Source organism: Streptomyces zagrosensis (genome assembly GCF_014203645.1).
Taxonomy (GTDB): domain Bacteria; phylum Actinomycetota; class Actinomycetes; order Streptomycetales; family Streptomycetaceae; genus Streptomyces; species Streptomyces zagrosensis.
In genome coordinates, this window is record NZ_JACHJL010000003.1 from 478,683 (window position 1) to 501,390 (window position 22,708).

Below are 22,708 nucleotides of genomic sequence, written 5' to 3' on the forward strand. Positions count from 1 at the left end.
GGCTGGCGGCCGGGTGGGCTGATGATCCGGTGGCTTGGTGGCTTGGTGGCTCGGGGGCTCGGGGGCCCGGGGGCCCGGGGGAAAACCGTATGACGGTCGGTGTGCGTCCCGCCGACAATGAGTCATGCTGACCGACCATTGGCCGCTGGCCGGGCTGCGCGTCGCCACGCCACGCCTGGAACTGCGGCTTCCCGATGACGATGAACTCGCCGCCCTGGCCGACGTCGCCGCCGAAGGCGTGCACCAACCTGGCCAGATGCCGTTCTCCGTTCCCTGGACCGACGCTCCAGGGCCCGAGCGGGCGCGCTCGGTGGTCCAATACCACTGGCTGCTGCGTGGCAACTGGACTCCGGCCGACTGGTCGCTGAACCTGGTCGTCTTCCAGAACGGCGACCCCCTCGGCGTACAGGAGCTGGCGGCCCGGGACTTCGCCGTGTTGCACGCGGTGAGCACCGGTTCTTGGCTGGGTCTGAAACACCAGGGCCGGGGCATCGGCACCGAGATGCGTACCGCCATCCTGCACCTCGCCTTCGCCGGGCTCGGCGCCCGGGAGGCGGTCACGTCCGCGTTCGAGGACAACGCGCGCTCGTACGGGGTGTCGCGCAAGCTCGGCTACGCACCGGACGGCGTGCAGCGCGTCGTGTCCCAGGGCCGGCCAGCGACGCTGCGCAGGCTGCGGCTACTGCGTGCGCACTGGCGGCCGAGCGACGGCGTTCCGGTGACCATCACCGGCCTCGACCCATGCCGGCCGCTGTTCGGCCTGGACGCGGCGTAGCCGCCTGGGGGAGGTGGGCATGTGACGTGCGTGATGTGTGGTGCGAGTGGGGCCGGATGTGGCGCATCGCGCCGCAGCCCTTGACCTGAACAGAGGTTGAGGACAGAGGGTGGGAGTTGTCCGCACAACCGTCTTCCCTCCATACCCCCAGCAGCATCCACTAGGCAGTCCACGGAGCATAGGCAGTCCATGGAACAGCCCGTCCCGATATCTGCCCCACCGTCCTGGCCCCGGCCCGGGCGCCACGACCGAGGAGCACGCCATGCACGCGCCCACCAGCCCGCCATCCGAACCCGTCCCCGAACCCGGCCCAGGCCCCGAACCCGAACCTGACCCCGCGACCACGCCCCCGGCCAAGCCTCCCACCGCGTCGGTGCTCGGCTCCGAGCGGAGCGGGGGCGAGGACGGCGGGGCGGCAGCGGCAACCGTGCGGCACTGGATCGCGGCCCACGCGCACCCGCTCCCGGACCTCGGCGCCCGCGCCCCCCTCAACCAACTCGCGCCGCTACGCACCATGATCGGCGAGGCGCGCATCGTCGGCCTCGGCGAGGCGACCCGGGGCGCGGCCGAACTGACCACCCTCAAGCACCAGTTATTCCGCTACCTCGTGGAGGAGTTGGGATTTCGCTCGCTGGCCCTGGACGAGGACTGGTCGAAGGGGCTCCAGTACGACGCGTACGTGCGCGGCGCCGTGGTGCCCGGCTACGGCGGCGACGGACCGGTGGGCCCGCGTGAACTGCTCGCCGACGCGTGGAAGCCACACCGCAGCGCGGAGTTCCTGGCCGTACTGCACTGGATACGCGCCTTCAACCAGCGCCACCCCGATGACCAGGTACGCATCGTCGGCCTCGACTACGGCGCGGTGCAGGCGCACTCCTACGACGCGGTAACCGACCACGTCCGCACTTCGGCCCCGAAACGGCTGCCCGAACTCACAGACCTGTACGCGGAGCTGCGCCCGTCCCAGTCGATGGCAGAGCACGGCCGCTGGTACGTCGAACTGCCCGACCAGCGCCCCATCCGCGACCGCGCGCGACAGGCCCGCGCACTCGTGGCGAGCCTGCCACCGAGCGACGCCCAGGCGCTCGCGCTGCGCCATACGCGGGTGATCGAGGGCTACTACGCGCATCACGCCAGCGGCGCCCCGGGCGGAGCGCTGGCCAGCAGCGACGAAGGTGCCGCTGGCGGCATCGACGGCGCTTTCTCGGGTATCGACGACACCCCCTCGCTGATGGCCGAGAACGCGATCTGGTGGCACGAGCACACCGGCCACAAGATCGCCTTCTGGAGCGGGCTGGGCCACACCGCGAACGGCGCCCCACTCACCGTCTCCTTCCCGCCCGCACCCGCGTCCCCCGCCACGCGGTGGAATGAGGGCGGGGCGCTACGGCGACACTTCGGCGCCGGCTATGTCTCGGCGGCCCTGATGTTCGGCACCGGCGAGGCGATCCACTCCATTGCGCCACCGTCCCCCGAACTCGCCGACGCCGTCCTCAGCGCCGCACGCCCCGACCCCTACCTCCTCGACCTACGCGCCCCCCAACCAGTCGCCGCCCACGCCTGGTTCGCCGCCCCGGCCAAGGTACGGGTGATCGGTCCGCTCTACGAGGCGGAGCGAGACGCGGACCACCACATCGCGGGCGGCCGACTCACCGAGTGGTTCGACGTGGTGGCGTGGGTGCCGAGGGTGAGCCCGCTGGACTGGCTTCCCTGACGGGGAGGGGGAGGGAGGCGGCGGTGGGCCGGGAGGACTGGGCGCAGGTGGGGTGGTTTATCGCGTGGGCGCGTCGTCGTGGGCGTTCCCGGCTGACTGCTCGACTGCCTTCCCGGCTACGTGCTCGGTTATCTTCGCGGCTGCGTGCTCGGTTGTCTTCGCGGCTGCCTTTTCGCCTGTCTTCTTGCGAGCGGTCACCAGCGCGAAGCCGAGGTATTCGCCGCCGTCAGCGGTCAGCATGTCAATGACCTGCTGATTCAACCGACGCATTTCCGGCGACTGTTCGACCCCTGCTCGCGCCCACAACAACCAGTCTCGCCAGCCATCCTCTTGGAGCCGAGCGGAGGTGACCTCGACCAGTTCGGTGATCTCCCACTGGAAGCGCCACCACTCGGGTGAGTGCCAAGTGATGGCCTCCCAGCCGACGACGGCCTTGATGTGAGCGGGGACCGTTCCGATCTCACGCACCTCGCGCGTCATCCCGGGTGTCGCGATGCCCAGTTGGCCACCGGGCCGCAGAAAGCGTGCGAGATACGGGAGGTAGCTGTCGGCCGTTCCGAAATACTCGAACGCGTCGATGCTGACGATCGCGTCGAAGCTCTCTTCCTCGAACGGCAGCGCGTGCGCCTCCGCCTGCACGGCCTCCACCCGGTCCCCGACCCCCGCCTCGGCGAAGACGGCCGCAGCCTCGTCCGCCCCGATCCACCAATCGGCGGCGACGACCCGTACCCCGTACTCGCGGGCCAGGAACACGGACGTCGCCCCCTTCCCCGACCCGAGATCCAGCACCCGCATCCCCGGCCGCAGATCGAGATTCCGGGCGAGATCTTCGAGGAGCCACAGCGGATGCGGCCCCATGTCGAGGCCGAGCAGCCAAGCGGGGTCATACCGCGAAGAGCGGGGATAGCGGTCGGGGCGCACGAGATCGTCTATGGCAGTCACGGCCCCCGACTGAAGCCGATGCTCGCGTGTGACGCAACGGGGTTAACCGATCCGCGTGGACCGCTGGGCCGGTTGCGGGCTGCCCGGTCGGGCTTCAGCAGTCGAACGTGCCCCTCTTGATCGTACGAAGGAGGCTCGCGAGCCCGTTCGGGGTGACGGTGAGAATGTCGCCCGGGCGGTCGCTTTCGCGGAGGTGGATGGCGGTTTCGGTAGCGCCTAGTTCGACGCAGTTCTCCTCAACCCCGCCTCCGGAATAGGACGTCTTGCGTCAGGAGATGAGCATAGGCGGCGTGCCTATCTCGACACTTTCGTCGGTCGCGCCACCGCTTGAGAAGGATGACTTGCGCCCTTCGGTTGAAGAGTTCACGCGGGGTCCCTTCGCATGTCTTGCAGGATGCGGTGGATGAAGTTCCGCGAAGCCTCGGCGCGCCGGGCCGCCGCGAACGGCGAACTGTGAGGCTCCGCGTTCCTCGGTGCCGGGCCGGTGGCGGCCGGGACGGCAACCGGCGTTAGGGAGCCAGCACGTCCAGTTCGGCCATCGCGCCCACGGTGATCTCGCGGGTCAGGGACTCCGCACGGGCCGCGTCCCGCTCTCGTATCGCCTCCGCGACGCGGACGTGCAAAGTGACTGCTGCGGGGTCCGGGTCGGAGAACATGACGTGGTGCTCGGTCCGCCCGGTCAGCACCTCGGCCACCACGTCGCCGAGCCGCGCGAACATCTCGTTGCCCGACGCGTTCAGCACCGTTCGGTGAAAGGCCATGTCGTGGACCAAATACGTATCGAGTTGCTGGCCGCGTGAGGTGGCCACCATGCCCAGGGCGTGCCTGGTCAGCTCCGTGCACTGGTCCGGTGTGGCCAGTCCGGCCGCGAGCCCGGCCGCGACCGGCTCGACCGCGGACCGCAGCACCGTGAGCGAGCGGAGTTGGCGCGGCCGGTCGGCGCCCGCCAGGCGCCAGCGGATGACCTGCGGGTCGAAGACGTTCCACTCGTCGGTAGGGCGGACCGTCACGCCGACGCGGCGCCGGGACGCCACCAGATACATGGATTCCAGTACCCGCACGGCCTCGCGTATCACCGTGCGGGACACCTCGAAGCGCCGCTCCAGCTCGTCCGTGCGCAATACGGTCCCGGGCGGGTACTCGCCTGCCGTGATCGCCGGTCCGAGAGACGCCAGTACCCGAGCGTGCAGCCCCTGCCCCTGGATTTCCATGATGGCCAGCCTACGGCGAAGCCCCTCATGCAATTAAGTATGACTTTTACGTCACAGTCTCTTGAATACGTCGTACCTATACGTGAAGGTGTGGGGCGTCGTCGAGGTCGATGAAGACAGCGAGGTTGTTCATGCAAGCCCCCCACGTCGTGGTCGTCATGGGCGTGTCCGGTACGGGCAAGTCCACGATCGGCCAGTCGCTCGCCGCGCTCCTCGGCGTCCCGTACGCCGAGGCCGACGACTTCCATCCGCCGGAGAACATCACCAAGATGTCGGCCGGCATGCCGCTGGACGACGCGGACCGTGTGCCGTGGCTCGATGCCATCGGCGCTTGGGCCCATGACCGGACAGGCCTGGGCGGCGTCGTGAGTTGCTCGGCGCTCAAACGGGCCTACCGGGACCGGCTGCGCGCCGCCGCACCCGACGTCGTCTTTCTGCATCTGACCGGCGACCGTGCGCTGATCGCCGACCGGCTGCGGGACCGCAAGGGCCACTTCATGCCCGAGGCGCTGCTCGACTCCCAATTCGCCGACCTTCAGCCACTCCAGGACGATGAGCGCGGGGTGGAGGTGGACGTCACGCCGCAACCCTCGGTCATCACCCAGCGCGCCGTGGAGGAACTGGCCCGGTTGGACGCCGACCGTCCGGCCTAGCCCATCCGCCCGCTCGCGGCTCCTCCGGCCCTCCCGTCTGGTGTTTCCAGCCGCCGGGATCGGCTCCCCGGCGTACGCGACGCGGTGGCGCAGCGGCGCGGCTGCGTTTCGCTTTCGGTCCGGACACCACCCGTGCGCCCGTACCCGGTTGCGGGCCTCGACCGGGTACGGGCCCCGTTGGACCGGACCGACAGCAGTCCGGCTGCGTTCCGCAGTCAGGCCGCATGGGCCGGGGCCACTCGGCCCAGGCCGCTGGGCCAGCGATTCAGGCGGCCAGCCGCTGGGCCGCCGACCCTCAGACCTAGGCGGGGCCGTCCCCACGCCGGCCCCGCCTAGCCCCCATACCCGTCCCGCTCGCCCTTCCCGTCCCGGTCAGGACCCTCGCCTCACTCGCCCCGTCTATCCCACCCGCCTCGTACCCGTACGCGTACACGTAAGGAACCGTCCCGTGAGCAGTCTCAGCGTCGAGATGCTGGCAGCGGATACCGCCGAGCCCATCACCTCGGCAGGTCACGCGCAGCTGGGCATCGCCGTACTCGTCGGCATCGCCGTCATCGTTCTTCTGATCACCAAGTTCAAGCTGCATGCGTTCCTGTCGCTGACCATCGGCTCGCTGGCGCTCGGCGCTGCCGCGGCGGCACCGTTGGACAAGGCCATCGCGAGCTTCACGGCCGGGCTTGGGTCCACGGTCGGTGGCGTGGGCGTACTGATCGCACTCGGCGCGATCCTCGGCAAGCTACTCGCGGACTCGGGCGGCGCGGACCAGATCGTGGACACGATCTTGGCCAAGGCCAATCAGCGCACCATGCCCTGGGCGATGGCCTTGATCGCGGGCATCATCGGGCTGCCGCTCTTCTTCGAGGTCGGCATCGTGCTGCTGATCCCGGTCGTGTTGCTGGTCGCCAAGCGCGGCAACTACTCGCTGATGCGCATCGGCATCCCGGCCCTGGCGGGCCTGTCCGTGATGCACGGCCTCGTACCGCCCCACCCGGGTCCGCTCGCCGCCATCGACGCGATCGACGCCAACCTCGGCGTCACGCTGGCCCTCGGTGTCCTCGTCGCCCTTCCGACCGCCATCATTGCCGGCCCCGTCTTCGCCCGCTACGCCGCGCGCTGGGTGGACATCGCCCCGCCCGAGGGGCTGATTCCGCAACGGCCTTCGGAGGAGCTTGAGCGACGGCCCAGCTTCGCCGTCACGGTCGGCACGGTGCTGCTTCCGGTCGTGCTCATGCTGAGCAAGGCGCTGGTGGAGATCGTCGTGGACGATCCGGAGAACCACGTCCAGCGCGTCACCGACGTGGTCGGCTCGCCGCTGATCGCGCTGTTGGCCGCCGTCCTGGTGGCGATGTTCACGCTCGGCCGGGCCGCGGGCTTCGCCAGGGAGCGGCTGTCAACGATCGTGGACAAGTCGCTGATCCCGATCGCGGGCATCCTGCTCATCGTCGGCGCGGGTGGCGGCTTCAAGCAGACGCTGATCGACATCGGCGTCGGCCAAATGATTTTGGACTTCTCCAACGACTGGAACGTCTCGCCCCTGCTGCTCGCCTGGCTGATCGCGGTCGGCATCCGGCTCGCTACGGGCTCCGCCACGGTGGCCACCATTTCGGCGGCCGGCCTGGTCGCGCCGCTCGCGGCCGACATGTCCACCACCCATCAGGCGCTACTCGTGCTCGCCGTGGGCGCCGGCTCGCTGTTCTTCAGCCACGTCAACGACGCGGGTTTTTGGATGGTGAAGGAGTATTTCGGGATGAACGTCGGCCAGACGATCAAGACCTGGTCACTGATGGAAACGATCATTTCGGTCGTCGCGGGTGGCCTCATCCTGCTGCTCTCCCTCATCATCTAGCGCCGTTTCCGTACGGCCTGTCCGGTGCGCTGGGCTGGGCTGGGCTGGGCTGGCGCACTGTGCTGGGCCGGTGCGCCGCCGTCCGGCGTGCGGTGCGGGCCGTGAGTCAACCCGCGCCCGCGCCGCGGCCTGACTTCCAGTCGGACGGGTGGGGTTTCCGCGCGGTGGAGTGACGATTCTTGGTGCGGCAACAGCCACTGCGCCACGCTCGCCGGATGGATGTACAGCAAGCGCAATGGGACCCGGACCGAGACCACACACCGGACCGAGGCGGGGATCGAGACCCGCAGCACGGGTGGGGCTGGGACCGAGCTCCGGAGCGTGGCCAAGTCCGAGACCCGCAGCACGGGTGGAGCTGGGACTGGGATCGAGCCCCGCACCGTAACCGGGTACGGGACTGGGACCGAGCCTCGGAGCGCGGCCGGGGCTCAGACGGGAGCCGAGGTCTGGGCTACCAGCGTGACCGGGAGCCCGACCTGGAGCGCGCTGCGCAACGCGGTCGGGGGCGCGATGCGCGGCCCGACCCGGAGCACGGTCGCCCCCGGAGTACGGAACCGGAGGCAGCCCGCAGCCCGCAGTTCGGCGCGGCCATGGACGTACGGCCCGGCGCGGCCATGGACGTACGGCGAGCGAGGGCGTCCGACCCACAGCACGACGCGGTTCCCGACGCGACATGCGGGGCGCCGCCCCTGCCCCAGCAGGCAGCGGCACCCTGGCCGACGCAGACCCCGGGGGCGCCGGTGCCGCCCAAGGAACGAACCGGGGTAGTGGAGGGCAGCAGGCTCCGCCTACGCGAGTTACTGCCGGCAGACGTGGACGCCGTATTGGCGATCTTCGGCGACCCGAGAACTACGCGAGTGCTCGGCATGCGGCCCTTCCAGCGTTGCGACGCGGCCGAACTGGTCGAGCAAGCCATGGCCACCGCGCGACAGCAGCCGCGCACGCGCTACCGGCTCGGCGTCAGCCGGGCAGGGTCACAGGAGTTGATCGGCTCGGTGCAGCTGATCGTGCAACGGCCGTCCGGGAGCGAGGCCGTTCGTATCGGCTACCGCAGTGCCGAGGTCGGCATCGCCCTCCGTGCCGATGAGGTCAGCATTGGCCATAGCGTTGAAATTGGCTACCTCCTCGGGGTGTTGGGCTTCGATCGGCTCCATCTGCACCGCATGTGGGCGAGCTTCATGTCCCATAACGAGACTGCCCAGCGCGCCGCCGAAGAGTCGGGGATGGTCCGCGAGGGCGTGCTGCGGCACCACGGATACGCGGACGGCACCTGGCACGACATCGTCCAATACTCGATCCTCGAAGAGGACTGGGCCGCCCTGCTGGGCCGTCGCTGAACCACCGCGTTCACGGTGAACCACGCCACCCCTGCGCCGCGTTTCGACAGCATCGCCGCTGCGTGCTGGCCGCACCGCCCAGCCATCACCTGCTCGCGGGTATGCGGGGCCCCGCTCCGGAGAGAGGAGCGGCGTCCGGTCGTCTAACGCGCCAGGTGGTGAAGTAGGCCGCCACATCCGCAAAGTTGTGGGTGATGAGGCCGACGTAACCGTCGGGCCGGATCAGGAACAAGGCTCTGCCGTACTCCCGTTGGGCACGTGGTGTGGCCTCTCGTATCCGGACACGGCGCACCATACCCAGACCGTCAACGCTGCCTGGGGCTCCGACGACCGTTGCTATAGCGCCTGGTTGCCCGGCGTCATCGACGGCCGCAGTCTGGTCCGGAGTCGCCTTCACGGCTTCATCCCCGTTCCCTGGCTCACCACCGGTCTCACTTGCGCCCCTGACCCAGGCACTGGCCCCAGCCCCGGTCACCGCTGTGGAATCGGCCGTGCCGCCTTGCTCGTCTGTGGGCCTGCCGATGAGGCCCGTTGCCTCGCTGCCCGGGTGCTGGCCGTCTCCGCACTCGGGGCTTCCCATGCCGCTGAAGTCCAGCAGGGTGAAGTGCGGGCCGCGGAAGGCGTCGAAGAGGGTGAACTCGGCACCGGAAGCGTCCACACAGCGCGCGTTCGGCGCACGGTCCCCCGCACACAGGGTGCCGCCGGCCCCCGCGCCGCCGGCCCCCGCGCTGTGCACCTCCGTGCCGCTGGGCAGTGCCTCATCGGGCAGCCCACCGCTGTCCGATATGTCATCGGGCCATGCCCGATCGCGATCGGGCAGTGTGTGATCGGGCAGTGTGTGATCGGGCAGTGTGTGATCGAGATGTGTGTGATCGAGGTGTGCGCTGTCGGGTCGGTGCTCGGGGCGATGATCCACCGACAGGCGGGATGCGGCATATGACACGGCCAGTTGGTGAGTCTCGGCGCCCTGTCGCGTGGCACGGGAGATGCGCACGAGGCTGGTGCGGTGCAGCCGGGTGCTGAGGCCGAGCACATTGGCCGCTATCGGTGCCCGCTCTTCCTCGTAGGTGTCCAGCAAGGTGTCATCGGCGCCGTGCCGCAGCACGTGGCTCAGCTTCCAGCCGAGGTTATAGGCGTCTTGCACGCTGGTGTTGAGGCCCTGGCCACCCGCCGGGGGATGCACATGGGCGGCATCACCGGCGAGAAAAACCCGGCCGATTCGGAACCGCTCGGCCATCGCCGCGCGCGGCCGGAAGTCGGAGGCCCACAACACTTCGCGGACAGCCGATGCGGGCAAGGGGATGCGTTCGGCGAGTAACTGCCGTACCGCCTCCGGCGTGGTGTCGGGCTTGGCGCTCTTGTCCTCGTACTGGGCGATGAATTGAAAGGTCTTTGTCCCGGCGAGCGGGAACAGGACTACTCCGCCGCCCTTGGCCTCCGGCCATACGTGACCGTGGTCCCGGTCGATCTCCACGCCGATCTGGTCCGCGCCCATCTGTTTCGCGTCCATCTGTTCTGCACCTTCGCCAGTTGCTGTCGCCTCACCTGGCGAGAGCTCCAGCCGAACATCCGCCACCAGCATCGGGGCCGGGTCCACCGCCTGGCCGTTCATCGCGACACCCACCAGCCGGCGCACCGTGCTGCGCCCGCCGTCGGCCGCTACCAGATATGCCGCCCGTATGACCTCGGTGTGACCCGCGCTGTGGGTCACCGTCGCCGTCACGCCCTCGGCGTCCTGGGCCAGCTCCGTCAGCGTCGTGCCGAACTCGACGGCGCCGCCGAGCTCGCGCAAGCGCTCGTACAACACCTCTTGCGTTCGCCACTGCGGCACCATCCACACCCGCCAGTACGGCGTGCCCTCGTCGGGCTCGGACTCCTCCACGAGGTCCCACTCACCTCGTCGTTGCCGTCCGCTCCAGGTCAGCATCCGGGGAAAGGGGCCCCCGGCTTGGCCGATGGCCGGGCCGATCCCCAGATCGTCGAAGACCTCCAAGGTGCGCGGCTGGATGCTCTTGCCCCGCGAGCCGGGGAAGAGCGTCGCCGACCGCTCCACCGTGCGCGCGAGCATCCCGCGCCGGGCCAGGTCGCAGGCCAGCGTGAGCCCGGCCGGCCCCGCGCCGACGATGAGCACCGCGGCGGTGGTGGCCTCCCGCATATCCCGCATATCCCGCATATCCCGCATATCCCGCATGCTCCACACATCCCGCGCGGCCTCGCCCGGTGGTGTCGTCGGGATGCTGGGAGGTGCGCTGGATAAGAAGCGGGATGGTGCGCTAGGTGGGGCGCTTGAGTGCTGCCCCGCCAGTCCGCCGTCCCGTGCTGTGGGTGCCATGATCGAGCTCCTTAACGTCGTTAAGCGCCTGATTCGAGGATGCATTTAACGGCGTTAAATTGTCAAGGGGGTGCGAGGGTGAGAGGTAGCGGAGGGGAGAATGGCCGCATGGCGACGACGCGACTAGACCGGGGCCAGGTGGTGGATACCGCCCTGCGGCTGTTGAACGAGGTGGGCCTCGAAGGGCTCACGCTGCGCCGGATCGCCAAGGAGCTGAACGTCCAGGCGCCCGCTCTGTACTGGCACTTCACGAACAAGCAGGAATTGCTCGACGAGATGGCGACCACCATCTACCGTCGGATGAACGACGGTGAGCAGCGCGTCGCGGACACCTGGCAGCAGCAACTCACCGACACGTGCCGGCTGTTGAGGCGCACGCTGCTCGGGCTGCGCGATGGCGCGAAGGTCTTCAGCGGCACACACTTCACGGATGCCGGGCATGCGCAGACGCTGGAGGCGCAACTGCGGGTGTTCGTCGATGCCGGTCATCCGGCTGGCGTGGCCGCCCGCGCCATCTTCATCGCGTTCACCTTCACCCTCGGCTTCGTGATCGAGGAGCAGACGGTGCAGCCCATGCCGGGGGAGCGGATGCCGGGCTATGACGTGGCGAAGCGGGCCGAGTTCATCGGGTCGGAGTTTCCGCTGGCGATCGAGGTGGGCCCGGACCTCTTCCATGACTATGGAGACCGGTTCGAAGAGGGGCTGCGGGCGATCGTCGCCGGTGTCGAGGCGACGTTGCTCGTACGGCCCGAGCACCGCCCGCCCCGGGACGCGACCGAATCACGGCACACGCCGGCCTCGTAGCGACGCGTCGCGTCCAAGGCGCCCGAGCCACCTAAGCCGCCCAGGCCGCCCGAGCCACCTAAGCCACCCGAGCCGTCCAAGACCGGCCGCCACCCAAGCCACTCAAGCCACCCAAGCCGCCCGAGACCTCAAGCCCCCCGAGCCACTTAAGCCGCCCAAGACCTCAAGCCACCCAAGGCCGCCGCAGGCCCGCAGCTCACCGAAGCCGCCGGCGGTGCACAAACGCGGACGGCCCGGTTCGCGTACGTCCGTACGCCTGCCGGGCCGTCCCGCTCGGGGGTCTCGTTACCGCTTGTGCTGTCCCGTGATCGACCGTTTCATTATCGGTGTCAGGGGGGTTTCGACCAGCTTGTGCAGCAGCCAGGCGAAGGCCAACATGATCGCGATGGTGAGGGCGAACGTCGCGTGTGAGGGGATGTCGAGTTCCCGGTGGAGCGCCTGCACGGTGACCCAGCCCAGATGTTCGTGTACCAGGTAAAAGGGGTAGGTCAGGGCGCCGGCGACGGTCAGCCAGCGCCAGTTGGCCCAGTTCAACTTGCCGAGGGCGACCAGTGCGACCGCGAGGTAGCCGATGGCCACGATGGCGATGATCACGGAGGTGTGGCGGTACGAGAAGAAGGCCGGGTTCTGCGCGTGCCAGAGCACGTCTACCGCGTACCGCTGGCCTATCAGGAAGCTGACGCCGACGATGCCCCAGGAGAGCGCGTCACTGCCGAAACGATGCACCAGATAGAGGCCGATGCCGCCGATGAAGTACGAGGCGTACTCCGGCATCAGCGCGACGTCCAAAAGCGGCTGGTTTGCCGCGTCCGCCATCGCTGCGGCCAGTGTCCATACCGCGCAGAACAGCACCACCCGGTGCTTGCTCGCTCCGGGGAGCACCACGAACAGCGCGAACAACGCGTAGAAACGCAGCTCTGCCCAAAGGGTCCAGCACACGCCCAACACCCGGTCGGCGCCGAGCGGCTGTTGGAGCATGGTGAAGTTGACCAGCGTGTCACTGGGCGAGACGCTCGCGTACGCCACCGCAGGCAGCGCGAAGATCGCCGTGACCAGGATGATCGCTGCCCAGTAGGCGGGGAAGAGCCGGGAGGCGCGGGAGGCGAAGAACGCCTTGAGCGGGCGCCCCCAGCCGCTCATGCAGATGACGAAACCGCTGATGATGAAGAAGATCTGCACGCCGAGACAGCCGTAGGCGAACCACTCGGAGGTACTGGGGAACTGGTCGGCGGGGGAAGATCCCCACGCCTTGGAGATCTCGCCGCCGCGACCGCCGTAGTGGTAGCAGGCGACCATGAGCGCCGCGACCAGCCGCAACCCGTCCAGGGCGCGCAACCGCGAAGGCGGGCGTTGGCCCGGCGACTTGCCCTCAAGGCCCGGCGAGGAGTCGGGCTTCCCCGGCGCGTCGGCCAGGGGAATGACGGTCACAGTGTCGGGGAACGCCCCCCGTGCGGTCCTCGGCGCCGTCATCCGAAGGCTGCCCGCTTTTTGAGCTGTCGCTGGACGGCGCGGGCTCTGCGCGCCACCTTGCGCACGGTCGGGTTGCGCGGCAGGAACGAGAGGTGTGAGGGCACAGCGCCGGGCAGCCCCAGCGCGGTGAGCCGGCGCCGCTTGAAGTAGCGCCAGGTGTGGGAGTTGAGCTTGGTGGAGAGGTAGCGCTCGGCGGCGGGCCGCAGCGACGGGTAGATCTGCGACTGCATCGCGAACCCCACCGCTGTGACCAGGCCCGACAACTCCTTGCCCGCACGGTCTCCGGTCGGCGCCGTCCAGTTGCGGACCGCCGTAGGGTCGTTGAGGTTGGGCAACAGCGCGTCCACGATCGTCACTGGCACCCGGTTGCTGTTCTGGTACGGGGTCAGCCGCTCCAACAGGACATCGGTGCCGGTGCGTGCGACCGGCAGGCCGTACAGCGCGCTCGCGGTGATCAGCGCGGTGGAGAAGCAGCCGACGACCAGGGCGGGCCGGGTGCGCTGGTACAGCACCTCGGCCAAAACCGGGGAGTCCACCACGGTCAGCTCGGCGCCCAGCACACTCGCTTCCTTCTCCAGCAGGCGTGACCAGCGGGCTGGGGCCGTGGGGTGGGGCTTGAAGACGACCTCGCGATGGCCGAGTCCGACCACGCCGCGCAGCATCCGTACGTGCAGTTCCTCTTCCTCTTGCGGGGTGAGGATGTCAAGGGCCGATAGATACTGCCCGAGCAGGAGTGCCGGGCCCTTGGTGCCGGGGGCCGCGTCCGGGACGGTGACCTCGGGGGAGACCCCGGCGATCTCGGCGAGCACCTTCGTGAAGTGGTCGGTGGGCACGATCTCCGGCTTGACGCCGAACTCGGTGAGCAGCAGCGGCCGAAGCCCCGGCACCAGGTCCAGGTGGAGCAGCCTGCGCACCCGGGTGCCGACCAGCGGATTGAGCTTGTTGCGAGTCGGCCCGTAGCTCATCAGCCCATCGGCGTAGACATCCAGCGGCGCATCGGGGAACAGCCGGGCGAGCGCGAGCGCCGGGTTGACCTGGATGGACTCCAGGGCGATTTCCACGTCGTCGTCGCCCAGGCCCCACAGCAGTCGCAGGTGTCGCTCCCATAGCGGGGCGTCGTCGCCGCGCGGGGACCAGCCGCCGGGGTGGAACGGGGCGATCGTCTCGTTCCAGGACAGTACGTCGTCGAATCGGGAGCGCAGCACGGAGAAGCCGGGCATCTCGTCCAGCGCCGGGGTGGTCTCCGGGATGGCCGCGTTATTGCTCACCAGCAAGATTCTGCGGTCGGCTGCTTCGAAGCAGCCGGCGTCGATGGCGGCGGCCAGCGTCGCGGTGCCGTAGAGCGTGGACGCGAAGAAGATCTGGGTGCGGTGACGGGCGTTCATCAGGCCGCGACCTCCGGGCCGACGGGGCGGCGGCGTAGTTTGCGTAGCCGCGCGGCGCGGTCGTAGTCCATGGCGTCCAGCGCCTCGTTCAGCACCTGCTGCGGCATTCGCTTCATCGCCGCCGCGCTCATGGTGCGCAACTTACGTGCCACAGCCGGTTCGAACCTTTCAATGCCACCAAGGTGATGGGAAATAATCGCACAATATGTGCGCACGGCCTTTGGGAGGAGGCGCGCGGCGTCTTTGTCTCGTGCTGTTTCCTCGATGACTTGGTCGAATGCGCGAATGAAATCGAGCTGCCGTACGTCCCCGATTTGGGTGAGTGACGAGGCGACCCCTCGCCGATAGAAGACGCCGAGCATGCCGAGCACCGCGAACGACGAGGCTTCGCGGTGCAGCTTCCAGATCCACGGCCGGTCCTCGGCGGTCCGCAACCCGTGCCGGAAGTGCAGCAGCCCGTCATCGAGGAGCCGCCGGTGGTACATGCCGGCCCAAGCGAAGGCGTAGTCAACGGAGGTGGACCGGTCGGACGGCAGGATGGCGTCCCGCGGGTTGAGCACGACGTTGCGGCGGCCGACCGGCACCCGGTGAATGGAGCGCGCCCGGTTGGTGCACTGCACATGGTCGGTGCGTACGAAGTCGCAGCCCAGCCCCTCGATGGCGGCCAAGACTTGTTCGTAGTAGCCGGGGGCGAGCCAGTCGTCGCCGTCGAGGAAGGTCAGGTACTCGCCGCGCGCCGCGTCCAGACCTGTGTTGCGCGCGGTGGCGAGCCCGCCGTTCTGCTCGTGCCGTACGAGGACCGCTCCGGGCAGATCGCGCTCGGCGCGCTCCAGGAGTTCTGGGGTCCCGTCTTTGGAACAGTCGTCGACGAGGATGAATTCGAAGTCCTCTCGCGCGTTGGCGCGCAGACTTCTCAGTGTGTCTGGTGCGTAGGTCTGCACGTTATAGAACGGCACGATGACGGAGAGCTTAACCACCCGGGTGACGGTAGGTGTCTGCCCGGCATTCGTCTTGACCTGTAGCCTACGGGAAGGTGAACGAAGGAAGGCGGAATGGTTAACCCGCTGCTCTAACGGCCGGGTTCGCCAACAGTCGATGTGCTGTTAACCGTTTGTTGAGCCTGTGTTGGGCCGTGACTCGCAAACCCTTCCTAGCGTCAGCGTCGTGCCCACCCGTACCAATTCCCAGCCGCGAGTGGCCGTGCTCGCAGATTCCGATACTCGGTGGAAGTGGGGCGCGCTCACCGCACACCGCGTCGCACCGGATCACCGTCTTGACGGATATCTGCTGCGTGGACGCGCGACCCCCACTGCTCGCCAACTCTCCGAGGTCGGAGTGCGTGCGGACGCGATGCGCGAGGTCACGGGCATCGAATTCCTCCACGCCATCGAGCGTGAGCACCACGACCCCTACGACGCCGTGATCCTGTCCTGTGTCGGCGGTGGCGTCCAGGCCATGCTGCACGGACTCGGCCACGCGCTGCGCGACGCCGCTCACCGTCCGGTCCTGATCACCGGCTATGTAGGTGTCGTCTACGAGAAGCTCGCCGATGGCCTGCTGCTGCGCAACGGCGCCGACATAGTCCTGGCCAACAGCCGTTACGACGCCGAACGGTTCCGCGAGGTTTACCAGGGCGTCGGCGCCGACCCCGATGTGGTCGTCGAATGCGCGCTGCCCTTCCTCGGCGGCGACGCGTACGACGAAACCGCGCGCACCAGGCGCCCCTACCCCGGCGGAACCGTCGTCTTCGCCGTCCAGCCCTCTGTCCCCGACAACCGCGCCGACCGCTCCTACCTGCTACGCCGCGCCATCGAACACGCCCGCAAGCACCCCGACCGCGAGGTGCTGATCAAGCTGCGCAGCAAGCCGGGCGAGCACACCACGCACATCGAAGAGTTGCCGTACCAAAAGCTGGCCGACAAGTACGCCGGCACGCTGCCTTCGAACTGCCGCCTCGTGTACGGGCACATGGGCGAGGTTTTGGACAGCGCCGATCTGTTGGTGACCGTCAGCTCCACGGCGGCCCTCGAATCGCTGCACCGGGGCATTCCCACCGCCATCCTCACCGACCTCGGGGTGCGCGAGGGACTCGGAAACCACCACTTCCTCGGCTCGGGCTGCCTCGCCTCCTGGGACCAGCTCGACACGGGCTATCGGCCCACGGCCGACCCACAGTGGGTCGCCCGCCAGGGGGTGGCTGCCGACGGTGCGTACGAGCGCGCCTTCGACGCCGTACGCGAGCGGCTCGAAGACCTGCTCACCGGGGCGCCGCTGCCGCCGGTCACCCCCTACTACACGGCGGTCACCGCGCCCGGCTACCTGCCGCGCATCTTGGCCCGCTACGGCTTCCAGACCGATGGCAGCCCCCGCCCCGGCGTCACGGTCGAGCCCGAGGACACCTCGGGGCTGCGGCGGGCGATGCGCAACACGATGCGGGACGCGGCGCGCGGCGCGTACCGGCACGGCGTGCAGCGAGTGGCACCCGTCATCCGCCGAATGGGGGACCTGTGACCCCCGCGGGGGGCCAACACGCCTCCGCGGGACGCGAGAACCCCCCCACCGGGCCCACGTCCCCCACCGGGCGCGCCCACCCCACCACCGACGCCGTCTCGACTCGGCCGCCGCGGGACCGGCAGGCCGCGCCCGAGACGCCCGCCACCCACTCAGGCGCCCAGCGCCACGGATCACCAGGCGCCCAGCGCCACGAGTCAGGAGCCGCCATGTCCACCTCGGAGCCCGTAGGACGCGTCAGCGCGCCGGGCACAAGTACGACGGCCGAGGGCCGCGACGCAGGCCGACCCGGTGGCGGCCGGGTGCTTGCGGTGATCCCCGCACGGGGCGGCTCAAAGGGCGTGCCCGCCAAGAACCTCGCCGCGGTCGGCGGGGTGCCCCTGGTGGCCCGCGCGATCCGTGAGTGCCGGGCAAGCCGCTTGGTCACCGACGTCGTGGTCTCCACCGATGACCCGAGCATCGCCGCCGCCGCCCGCGGCGCCGGCGCCGACGTCGTCCAGCGGCCCACCGCCATCGCGGGCGACACCGCCACCAGCGAGGCGGCCGTCCTGCACGCCATGGACGCGCACGAGACGGCGCACGACGGCGCAGGGAGCGTCGGTGTGGTGCTTCTCGTGCAGTGCACGAGCCCCTTCATCACCCGCGAAGACATCGACGGCGTCGTCGGCGCCATCCTCACGGACGGCGCCGACACCGCGCTGACCGTCGCGCCTTTTCACGGCTTCGTCTGGCGCGATGCCGACGATGACGCGCCTCTGGTCAACGCTGCGAACGCTGCCCGCGGTGCCGATGGCACAGTGGGCGCGCCGAGTGCGGTGGGTGGCGGTGTCAGCGGCGGCTTCGGCGTCAACCACGACAAGTCGTTCCGGCCGCGCCGCCAGGACCGGCCGCAGGACCTGCTGGAGACCGGCGCCGCGTACGCCATGCGCGCCGATGGCTTCCGCGACCACCAGCACCGCTTCTTCGGCCACACCGCGCTGGTACGCACCGACGCCGCGCGGGTCCTGGAGATCGACGACCCGCACGACCTGGAGCGTGCCCGCGTTCTCGCGCCGCTCCTGGACGGCCCCGCGCCGCAGGCCGGTACCGGTTACGTCCAAACCCACCTGCCCACCCGCGAGGACATCGACGCGGTGGTCATCGACTTCGACGGCACCCAGACGGACGACAAGGTGCTGATCGACTCCGAAGGACGCGAACTCGTCGCCGTACACCGCGGCGACGGTCTTGGCATCGCAGCGATGCGCCGCTCCGGCATCCCGCTGCTGATCCTGTCCACGGAGCAGAACCCGGTCGTCGCCGCACGGGCCCGCAAGTTGCAGGTCCCCGTGCTGCATGGCATCGACCGTAAGGACCTCGCACTGAAGCAGTGGTGCGAGGAGCAGGGCATCGCGCCTGAGCGCGTGCTCTATGTCGGCAACGACGTCAACGACCTCCCGTGCTTTGGCCTAGTCGGCTGGCCCGTGGCGGTCGCAGGTGCGCACGACGTCGTACGTGGCGCCGCACGCGCGGTCACCTCCACCCCCGGAGGAGACGGCGCGATCCGCGAGATCGCCTCGTGGATTCTTGGAAAGGAACTGTCTTCATGAGCTCCACCCGCCTCCGCACCCTCGGCGCCAAGACCGCGGGGCCCGGCCAGCCGGTTTACATCACCGGTGAAATCGGCATCAACCACAACGGTGACCTGGAAAACGCGTTCAAGCTGATCGACGCCGCCGCCGACGCGGGCTGCGACGCGGTCAAGTTCCAAAAGCGCACCCCGGAGATCTGCACCCCGCGCGACCAGTGGGACATCGAGCGCGACACCCCCTGGGGCCGGATGACGTACATCGACTACCGGCACCGCGTCGAGTTCGGCGAGGACGACTACCGCAAGATCGCTGAGCACTGCAAGAAGCGCAGCATCGACTGGTTCGCGTCCCCGTGGGACACCGAGGCCGTCGCCTTCCTGGAGAAGTTCGACGTCCCGGCGCACAAGGTGGCCTCCGCGTCGCTGACCGATGATGAGCTGCTGCGTGCGCTGCGCGCCACAGGGCGCACGGTCATCCTGTCTACGGGCATGTCCACGCCGCGGCAGATCCGGCACGCGGTCGAGGTGCTGGGCAGCGACAACATCCTGCTGTGCCACGCCACCTCCACCTACCCGGCCAAGGCCGAGGAGTTGAACCTGCGGGTCATCAACACCCTTCAGGCCGAGTACCCGAACGTGCCGATCGGCTACTCCGGCCACGAGACCGGTCTCCAGACCACCCTCGCGGCCGTCGCGCTCGGTGCCGCCTTCGTCGAGCGTCACATCACCTTGGACCGCGCCATGTGGGGCTCCGACCAGGCCGCCTCCGTGGAGCCGCAGGGCCTACAGCGCCTGGTCCGCGACATCCGCACCATCGAGGACTCGCTCGGTGACGGCGTCAAGAAGGTGTACGAGAGCGAGCTCGGCCCGATGAAGAAGCTTCGTCGGGTGGCGGGCGTCGTTGCTGAGGGCGGGGACCGCGAGCCCGCGGCTGTCTGACCCGTGTCCGCGGGCCGTGGGCACGCCGCGCCGCCTTCCGGGCCAGGCACCCGGCAACTCCCGTCGGCTGTGCGGCCTTGTCGCGAGGATGAGACCGCCGAGAGCGTGAGGTAGACCTCAGTGAGCTCAACCACAGGGCCGGTTGGCCCTGTCCCGGACGCGGCCTCCACCTCCGGTGGGGCCGGGTCCGAACGCCGCGTCCGGGCGCTGCCCCGGCGCGGCGTGTCCAGCCAGGACAACCACCAGGGCGGCACGCTCGCCTTTGTGGAGAGCCCGGTGCAGTTGCTGAATGTGCTGGAGTGGGCTTACGCCGACGCGCTTTGTGCGTCGGAGGGCACAGGCGCGCTTTGTGCGTCGGAGGGCACAGGCGCGCCTCGCGTATCGGGCGGCCCGCCCGCGCTTCCCGCATCGGAGAGTGCAGCCGCGTTCGGCGCGTCGGAAGGTGTCGTCGCGCGCCACGCGTCGCTCGACACGGTGTCGCTGCGCGCGGCGGGGGGCGTGGCCGACATCGGCGCTGCGCCCGTATCCAGTGGTACGGCAGGGCCCGGCGGCTCGGCGGGCGCCGGCGGTGTGGAGGGTACCGGCGTTGGGGCGTCGGACGATCTCACCGTGATCGTGCTCTCGCCGCATGACCCCATGACCCGTGGCCAGCTCCGCCGTATGGCGGAGCTGGCCAGGGAAGAGGGGGTAACCGTGCGCTGGGAGGAGGCGCGGGGTGGCGCGAGTGCGCCGCTGCGTACCATCGGGGGCCTTGCGTCGATGTTGCGCGCCGCGCGGCGGATCGTCATCGGCGATCCGTTCTCCCGTTACGTACAACTGTTGTTGGCCATGGCCAAGGCCCGCGACCTGATCGTGGTGGACGATGGCACCGCCACGATGGAGTTCATTTCCCAACTGGCGCGGGGCGAACGGTTGGTGCGCTGGCATCGGCGTGGCAGCCGTGGCCCGCGTGACCTGATCTTCGCGCCGGTGTCGGCGAATGCGCGGCGTCGGTTGACCCCGGGGGAGGGGCGGCGCGTTGAGGTCTTCAGCTCGATGCCGGTGGAGCCGCCGCCCGGTGTCACCGTGACGGCCAACACGTTCGCCTGGACTCGGGCCCGCTTCGGTCCGCCTCGGCTGACGGGCGGCACCGACCTGGTGGGCACCTCGTTGGTGGAAACCGGTGTGGTGGATCTGGAGCGGTATCTGGAAGCGGTCACGGGGCTGACCCGTGAGCATGGGGCGACCCGCTACTTCGCGCATCGTAAGGAGAGCCCCGACAAGCTGCACCGGATCAGTACCGAAGTGGGCCTGGAGATCGTGCGGCCCGACCTGCCGCTTGAGTTGATCGCGCGGCGCGGTCCCATAGGGCGGACGATCTTGAGTTTTCCCTCTACGGTCGTGCACACGCTGCCGCTTGCCCTCGTCGGTACCGGCATCAAGGTTGCAGTGTGTGACGTCGATCCGGCGTGGCTCACCTCCCACGCCTCACCGAACGCCCAGGGGTTTTTGTCCGGCGTCACGGGCACCGCCCGCGACGTGCAGCGACTTCCGTACGCGCCGACTTCGCCCGGCCGACCATAGGTACCCGGTCCGCTCACCGTCGGTGAGCGGACTCCCCTCGGTGCGGCAGGTATAAATGTCCCCCCTACCCGTTTGGGGCGCTGCTCATGCGGCGAGCGGCCCGTTTTTCTTCCCCTAACGGGCTGAACTTTTGTTGATCGACGCGCAGTTGCCCCAGGTGGCGTTTTACGCTTCACAGCGTGAACTCTGTGACGTCCCGCGATTACGAGCCCGAAGCCACCGCCGACGTGGAGCTGCCCGGTGTCACCGCCGAGGCTGAGCTGCCCGGCAGGCTGCCCGCCGAACTGCGCAGTGAACTCATCGCGTTCCGGCGGGATTTGCACATGCATCCCGAGCTCGGCAACCGTGAGTTTCGTACCACCGCGGCCATCAAGGCCAGACTGGAGCGGGCCGGGCTCGCGCCACGCGTCCTCGCCACCGGCACCGGACTCGTCTGCGACATCGGTAGGCAACAGCCCGCCGATCGGGGCGAGCCGGGCGGCCGGGACGCGCGCGCCGCGTACGGCGATGGTTACCCCGGCAACGGCAACGGCAGCAGCGCCGATGGCGCAGGGGTACGCAGGGACGACGGGCGACCCTTCCTCGCCCTGCGGGCCGATATCGACGGGCTGCCGATCCCGGACACCAAGACCGCCGCGTACCGCTCGACCATCCCGGATCGCGCGCACGCCTGCGGCCACGATGTGCACACCACCGTCGTACTCGGCGCCGGCCTGGTGCTCGCGGAGTTGGCCCGGGCGGGCAAGCTGCCGCACCCGGTGCGGCTGATCTTCCAGCCCGCCGAGGAGGTGCTGCCCGGTGGGGCTGCCGACGCCATCGAAGACGGCGTGCTCGACGGGGTCGGGCGGATCATCGCCGTGCACTGCGACCCGCGCGTGGACGTGGGGCGGCTGGGGTTGCGGGTAGGGCCCATCACCTCCGCCTGTGACCGCCTTGAGGTCACCTTGAACGGTGCCGGTGGGCACACTGCCCGGCCGCATCTGACCACCGACCTGGTCACCGCCGTGGCCAAGGTCGCCACCGAGGTGCCCGCGCTGCTCGGCCGCCGGATGGACGCCCGCTCCGGGCTCGCCCTGACCTGGGGCCGGATCACCTCGGGCCACGCCTGCAACGTCATCCCGCAGCAGGCCGAGCTGTCCGGCACCGTGCGCTGCCTCGACCTGCCCGGCTGGCGCTCCGCACCGGACCTGGTGCACGCCGCGATCGAGGAGGTCGCCGCGCTGCACCGGGCGAAGTTCGAGATCAACTACATCCGCGGGGTGCCGCCGGTCGTCAATGAGTCGGACGCCACCGAGCTGCTGCGGAGCGCGATGGCGGCCCGCCGCGGCCCGCAGTCCATCGAGGACACCGAACAAAGCCTTGGCGGCGAGGACTTCTCGTGGTACTTGGAACAGGTGCCGGGCGCGATGGCCAGGCTCGGGGTGCGCCAGGTCGGCGACACCGCCCGACGCGATCTGCACTGCGGGGACTTCGATGTGGACGAAGAGGCCATTGAGGTGGGGGTGGAACTCTTCACGGCTGCCGCTTTGCTCGATCGCAATCTTCCGTAGACACAACCGTCACAGCACGTTCGCGACGATCCGATAACGTCTCGCCGGCACCCCTTTTCCGTGGTTCTACGCGCGTTACGATGCGGCGGAATCAGCGCCGTACGTG

17 protein-coding genes and 1 pseudogene are annotated in these 22,708 nt (G+C 69.4%); 11 read left to right on the forward strand and 7 right to left on the reverse strand.

The window, feature by feature from the left end; translation table 11 throughout:
* Positions 1-124: 124 nt before the first annotated feature.
* Complete coding sequence (locus tag FHS42_RS08855) at positions 125-775, forward strand: GNAT family N-acetyltransferase (RefSeq protein WP_184570563.1); 651 nt, start codon at positions 125-127, stop codon at positions 773-775.
* Between the two features lie 262 nt (positions 776-1,037).
* Positions 1,038-2,489: an erythromycin esterase family protein gene (locus FHS42_RS08860; protein ID WP_184570564.1), complete on the forward strand. Its 1,452-nt coding sequence runs from the start codon at positions 1,038-1,040 to the stop codon at positions 2,487-2,489.
* A 57-nt stretch (positions 2,490-2,546) separates the two neighbouring features.
* Here the strand turns inward: FHS42_RS08860 and FHS42_RS08865 are convergent, their stop codons facing one another.
* The 3 genes and pseudogenes from FHS42_RS08865 to FHS42_RS08875 form a co-directional block, all read right to left on the reverse strand.
* The gene (locus FHS42_RS08865; protein WP_184570566.1) at positions 2,547-3,431 is read right to left on the reverse strand and encodes an SAM-dependent methyltransferase; all 885 of its coding nucleotides are present in this window, start codon (positions 3,429-3,431) and stop codon (positions 2,547-2,549) included.
* 94 nt (positions 3,432-3,525) lie between these two features.
* Positions 3,526-3,687 (reverse strand): annotated as a pseudogene (locus tag FHS42_RS08870) (DUF397 domain-containing protein); the annotation flags it as partial.
* A 253-nt stretch (positions 3,688-3,940) separates the two neighbouring features.
* Positions 3,941-4,642 (reverse strand): FadR/GntR family transcriptional regulator, encoded by a 702-nt coding sequence (locus FHS42_RS08875; protein WP_184570569.1) that lies wholly within the window; start codon positions 4,640-4,642, stop codon positions 3,941-3,943.
* A 131-nt stretch (positions 4,643-4,773) separates the two neighbouring features.
* Here FHS42_RS08875 and FHS42_RS08880 point away from each other — a divergent pair, with 131 nt between their 5' ends.
* From FHS42_RS08880 to FHS42_RS08890, 3 genes are all read left to right on the forward strand, one after another.
* Entirely contained in the window at positions 4,774-5,295 is a 522-nt protein-coding gene (locus tag FHS42_RS08880) for a gluconokinase (RefSeq protein ID WP_184570571.1), read from the forward strand.
* A 448-nt stretch (positions 5,296-5,743) separates the two neighbouring features.
* Positions 5,744-7,141 (forward strand): GntT/GntP/DsdX family permease, encoded by a 1,398-nt coding sequence (locus tag FHS42_RS08885; protein ID WP_184570572.1) that lies wholly within the window; start codon positions 5,744-5,746, stop codon positions 7,139-7,141.
* A gap of 215 nt (positions 7,142-7,356) precedes the next feature.
* Entirely contained in the window at positions 7,357-8,478 is a 1,122-nt protein-coding gene (locus tag FHS42_RS08890) for a GNAT family N-acetyltransferase (RefSeq protein WP_184570574.1), read from the forward strand.
* Between the two features lie 85 nt (positions 8,479-8,563).
* On the opposite strand, the gene FHS42_RS08895 is transcribed toward FHS42_RS08890, so the two are convergent.
* A complete protein-coding gene (locus FHS42_RS08895) occupies positions 8,564-10,642 on the reverse strand; it encodes an FAD-dependent monooxygenase (protein ID WP_446696874.1) in 2,079 nt (692 codons plus the stop codon).
* A gap of 276 nt (positions 10,643-10,918) precedes the next feature.
* On the opposite strand from FHS42_RS08895, the gene FHS42_RS08900 reads away from it, so the two are divergent.
* Positions 10,919-11,614 carry a TetR/AcrR family transcriptional regulator C-terminal domain-containing protein gene (locus tag FHS42_RS08900; protein WP_184570576.1) on the forward strand — a complete coding sequence of 232 codons (696 nt, stop codon included), beginning with the start codon at positions 10,919-10,921 and terminating at the stop codon, positions 11,612-11,614.
* Between the two features lie 285 nt (positions 11,615-11,899).
* Here the strand turns inward: FHS42_RS08900 and FHS42_RS08905 are convergent, their stop codons facing one another.
* Genes FHS42_RS08905 through FHS42_RS08915 form a run of 3 tightly spaced genes read right to left on the reverse strand, consistent with a single transcriptional unit; the run spans position 11,900 to position 15,446 of the window.
* Positions 11,900-13,084, reverse strand: a complete 1,185-nt coding sequence (locus FHS42_RS08905) for an acyltransferase family protein (RefSeq protein ID WP_184570578.1) — start codon at positions 13,082-13,084, stop codon at positions 11,900-11,902.
* A complete protein-coding gene (locus FHS42_RS08910) occupies positions 13,081-14,469 on the reverse strand; it encodes an alpha-2,8-polysialyltransferase family protein (RefSeq protein WP_184570580.1) in 1,389 nt (462 codons plus the stop codon). The genes FHS42_RS08905 and FHS42_RS08910 overlap by 4 nt, the downstream gene beginning before the upstream one ends.
* Positions 14,469-15,446: a glycosyltransferase family 2 protein gene (locus FHS42_RS08915; RefSeq protein WP_184570582.1), complete on the reverse strand. Its 978-nt coding sequence runs from the start codon at positions 15,444-15,446 to the stop codon at positions 14,469-14,471. The genes FHS42_RS08910 and FHS42_RS08915 overlap by 1 nt, the downstream gene beginning before the upstream one ends.
* Before the next feature lie 187 nt (positions 15,447-15,633).
* Here FHS42_RS08915 and FHS42_RS08920 point away from each other — a divergent pair, with 187 nt between their 5' ends.
* The 5 genes from FHS42_RS08920 (at position 15,634) to FHS42_RS08940 (ending at position 22,602) form a co-directional block, all read left to right on the forward strand.
* Entirely contained in the window at positions 15,634-16,980 is a 1,347-nt protein-coding gene (locus FHS42_RS08920; RefSeq protein WP_376772551.1) for a DUF6716 putative glycosyltransferase, read from the forward strand.
* A gap of 209 nt (positions 16,981-17,189) precedes the next feature.
* The gene (locus FHS42_RS08925) at positions 17,190-18,569 is read left to right on the forward strand and encodes an acylneuraminate cytidylyltransferase (protein WP_184570583.1); all 1,380 of its coding nucleotides are present in this window, start codon (positions 17,190-17,192) and stop codon (positions 18,567-18,569) included.
* Entirely contained in the window at positions 18,566-19,489 is a 924-nt protein-coding gene (locus FHS42_RS08930; protein WP_184570585.1) for an N-acetylneuraminate synthase family protein, read from the forward strand. The genes FHS42_RS08925 and FHS42_RS08930 overlap by 4 nt, the downstream gene beginning before the upstream one ends.
* Positions 19,490-19,696: 207 nt before the next feature.
* On the forward strand, positions 19,697-21,052 hold the full coding sequence (locus FHS42_RS08935; RefSeq protein ID WP_221476292.1) for a hypothetical protein: 1,356 nt from the start codon (positions 19,697-19,699) through the stop codon (positions 21,050-21,052).
* A 179-nt stretch (positions 21,053-21,231) separates the two neighbouring features.
* Positions 21,232-22,602 carry an amidohydrolase gene (locus FHS42_RS08940; RefSeq protein WP_376772552.1) on the forward strand — a complete coding sequence of 457 codons (1,371 nt, stop codon included), beginning with the start codon at positions 21,232-21,234 and terminating at the stop codon, positions 22,600-22,602.
* Positions 22,603-22,708: the final 106 nt, after the last annotated feature.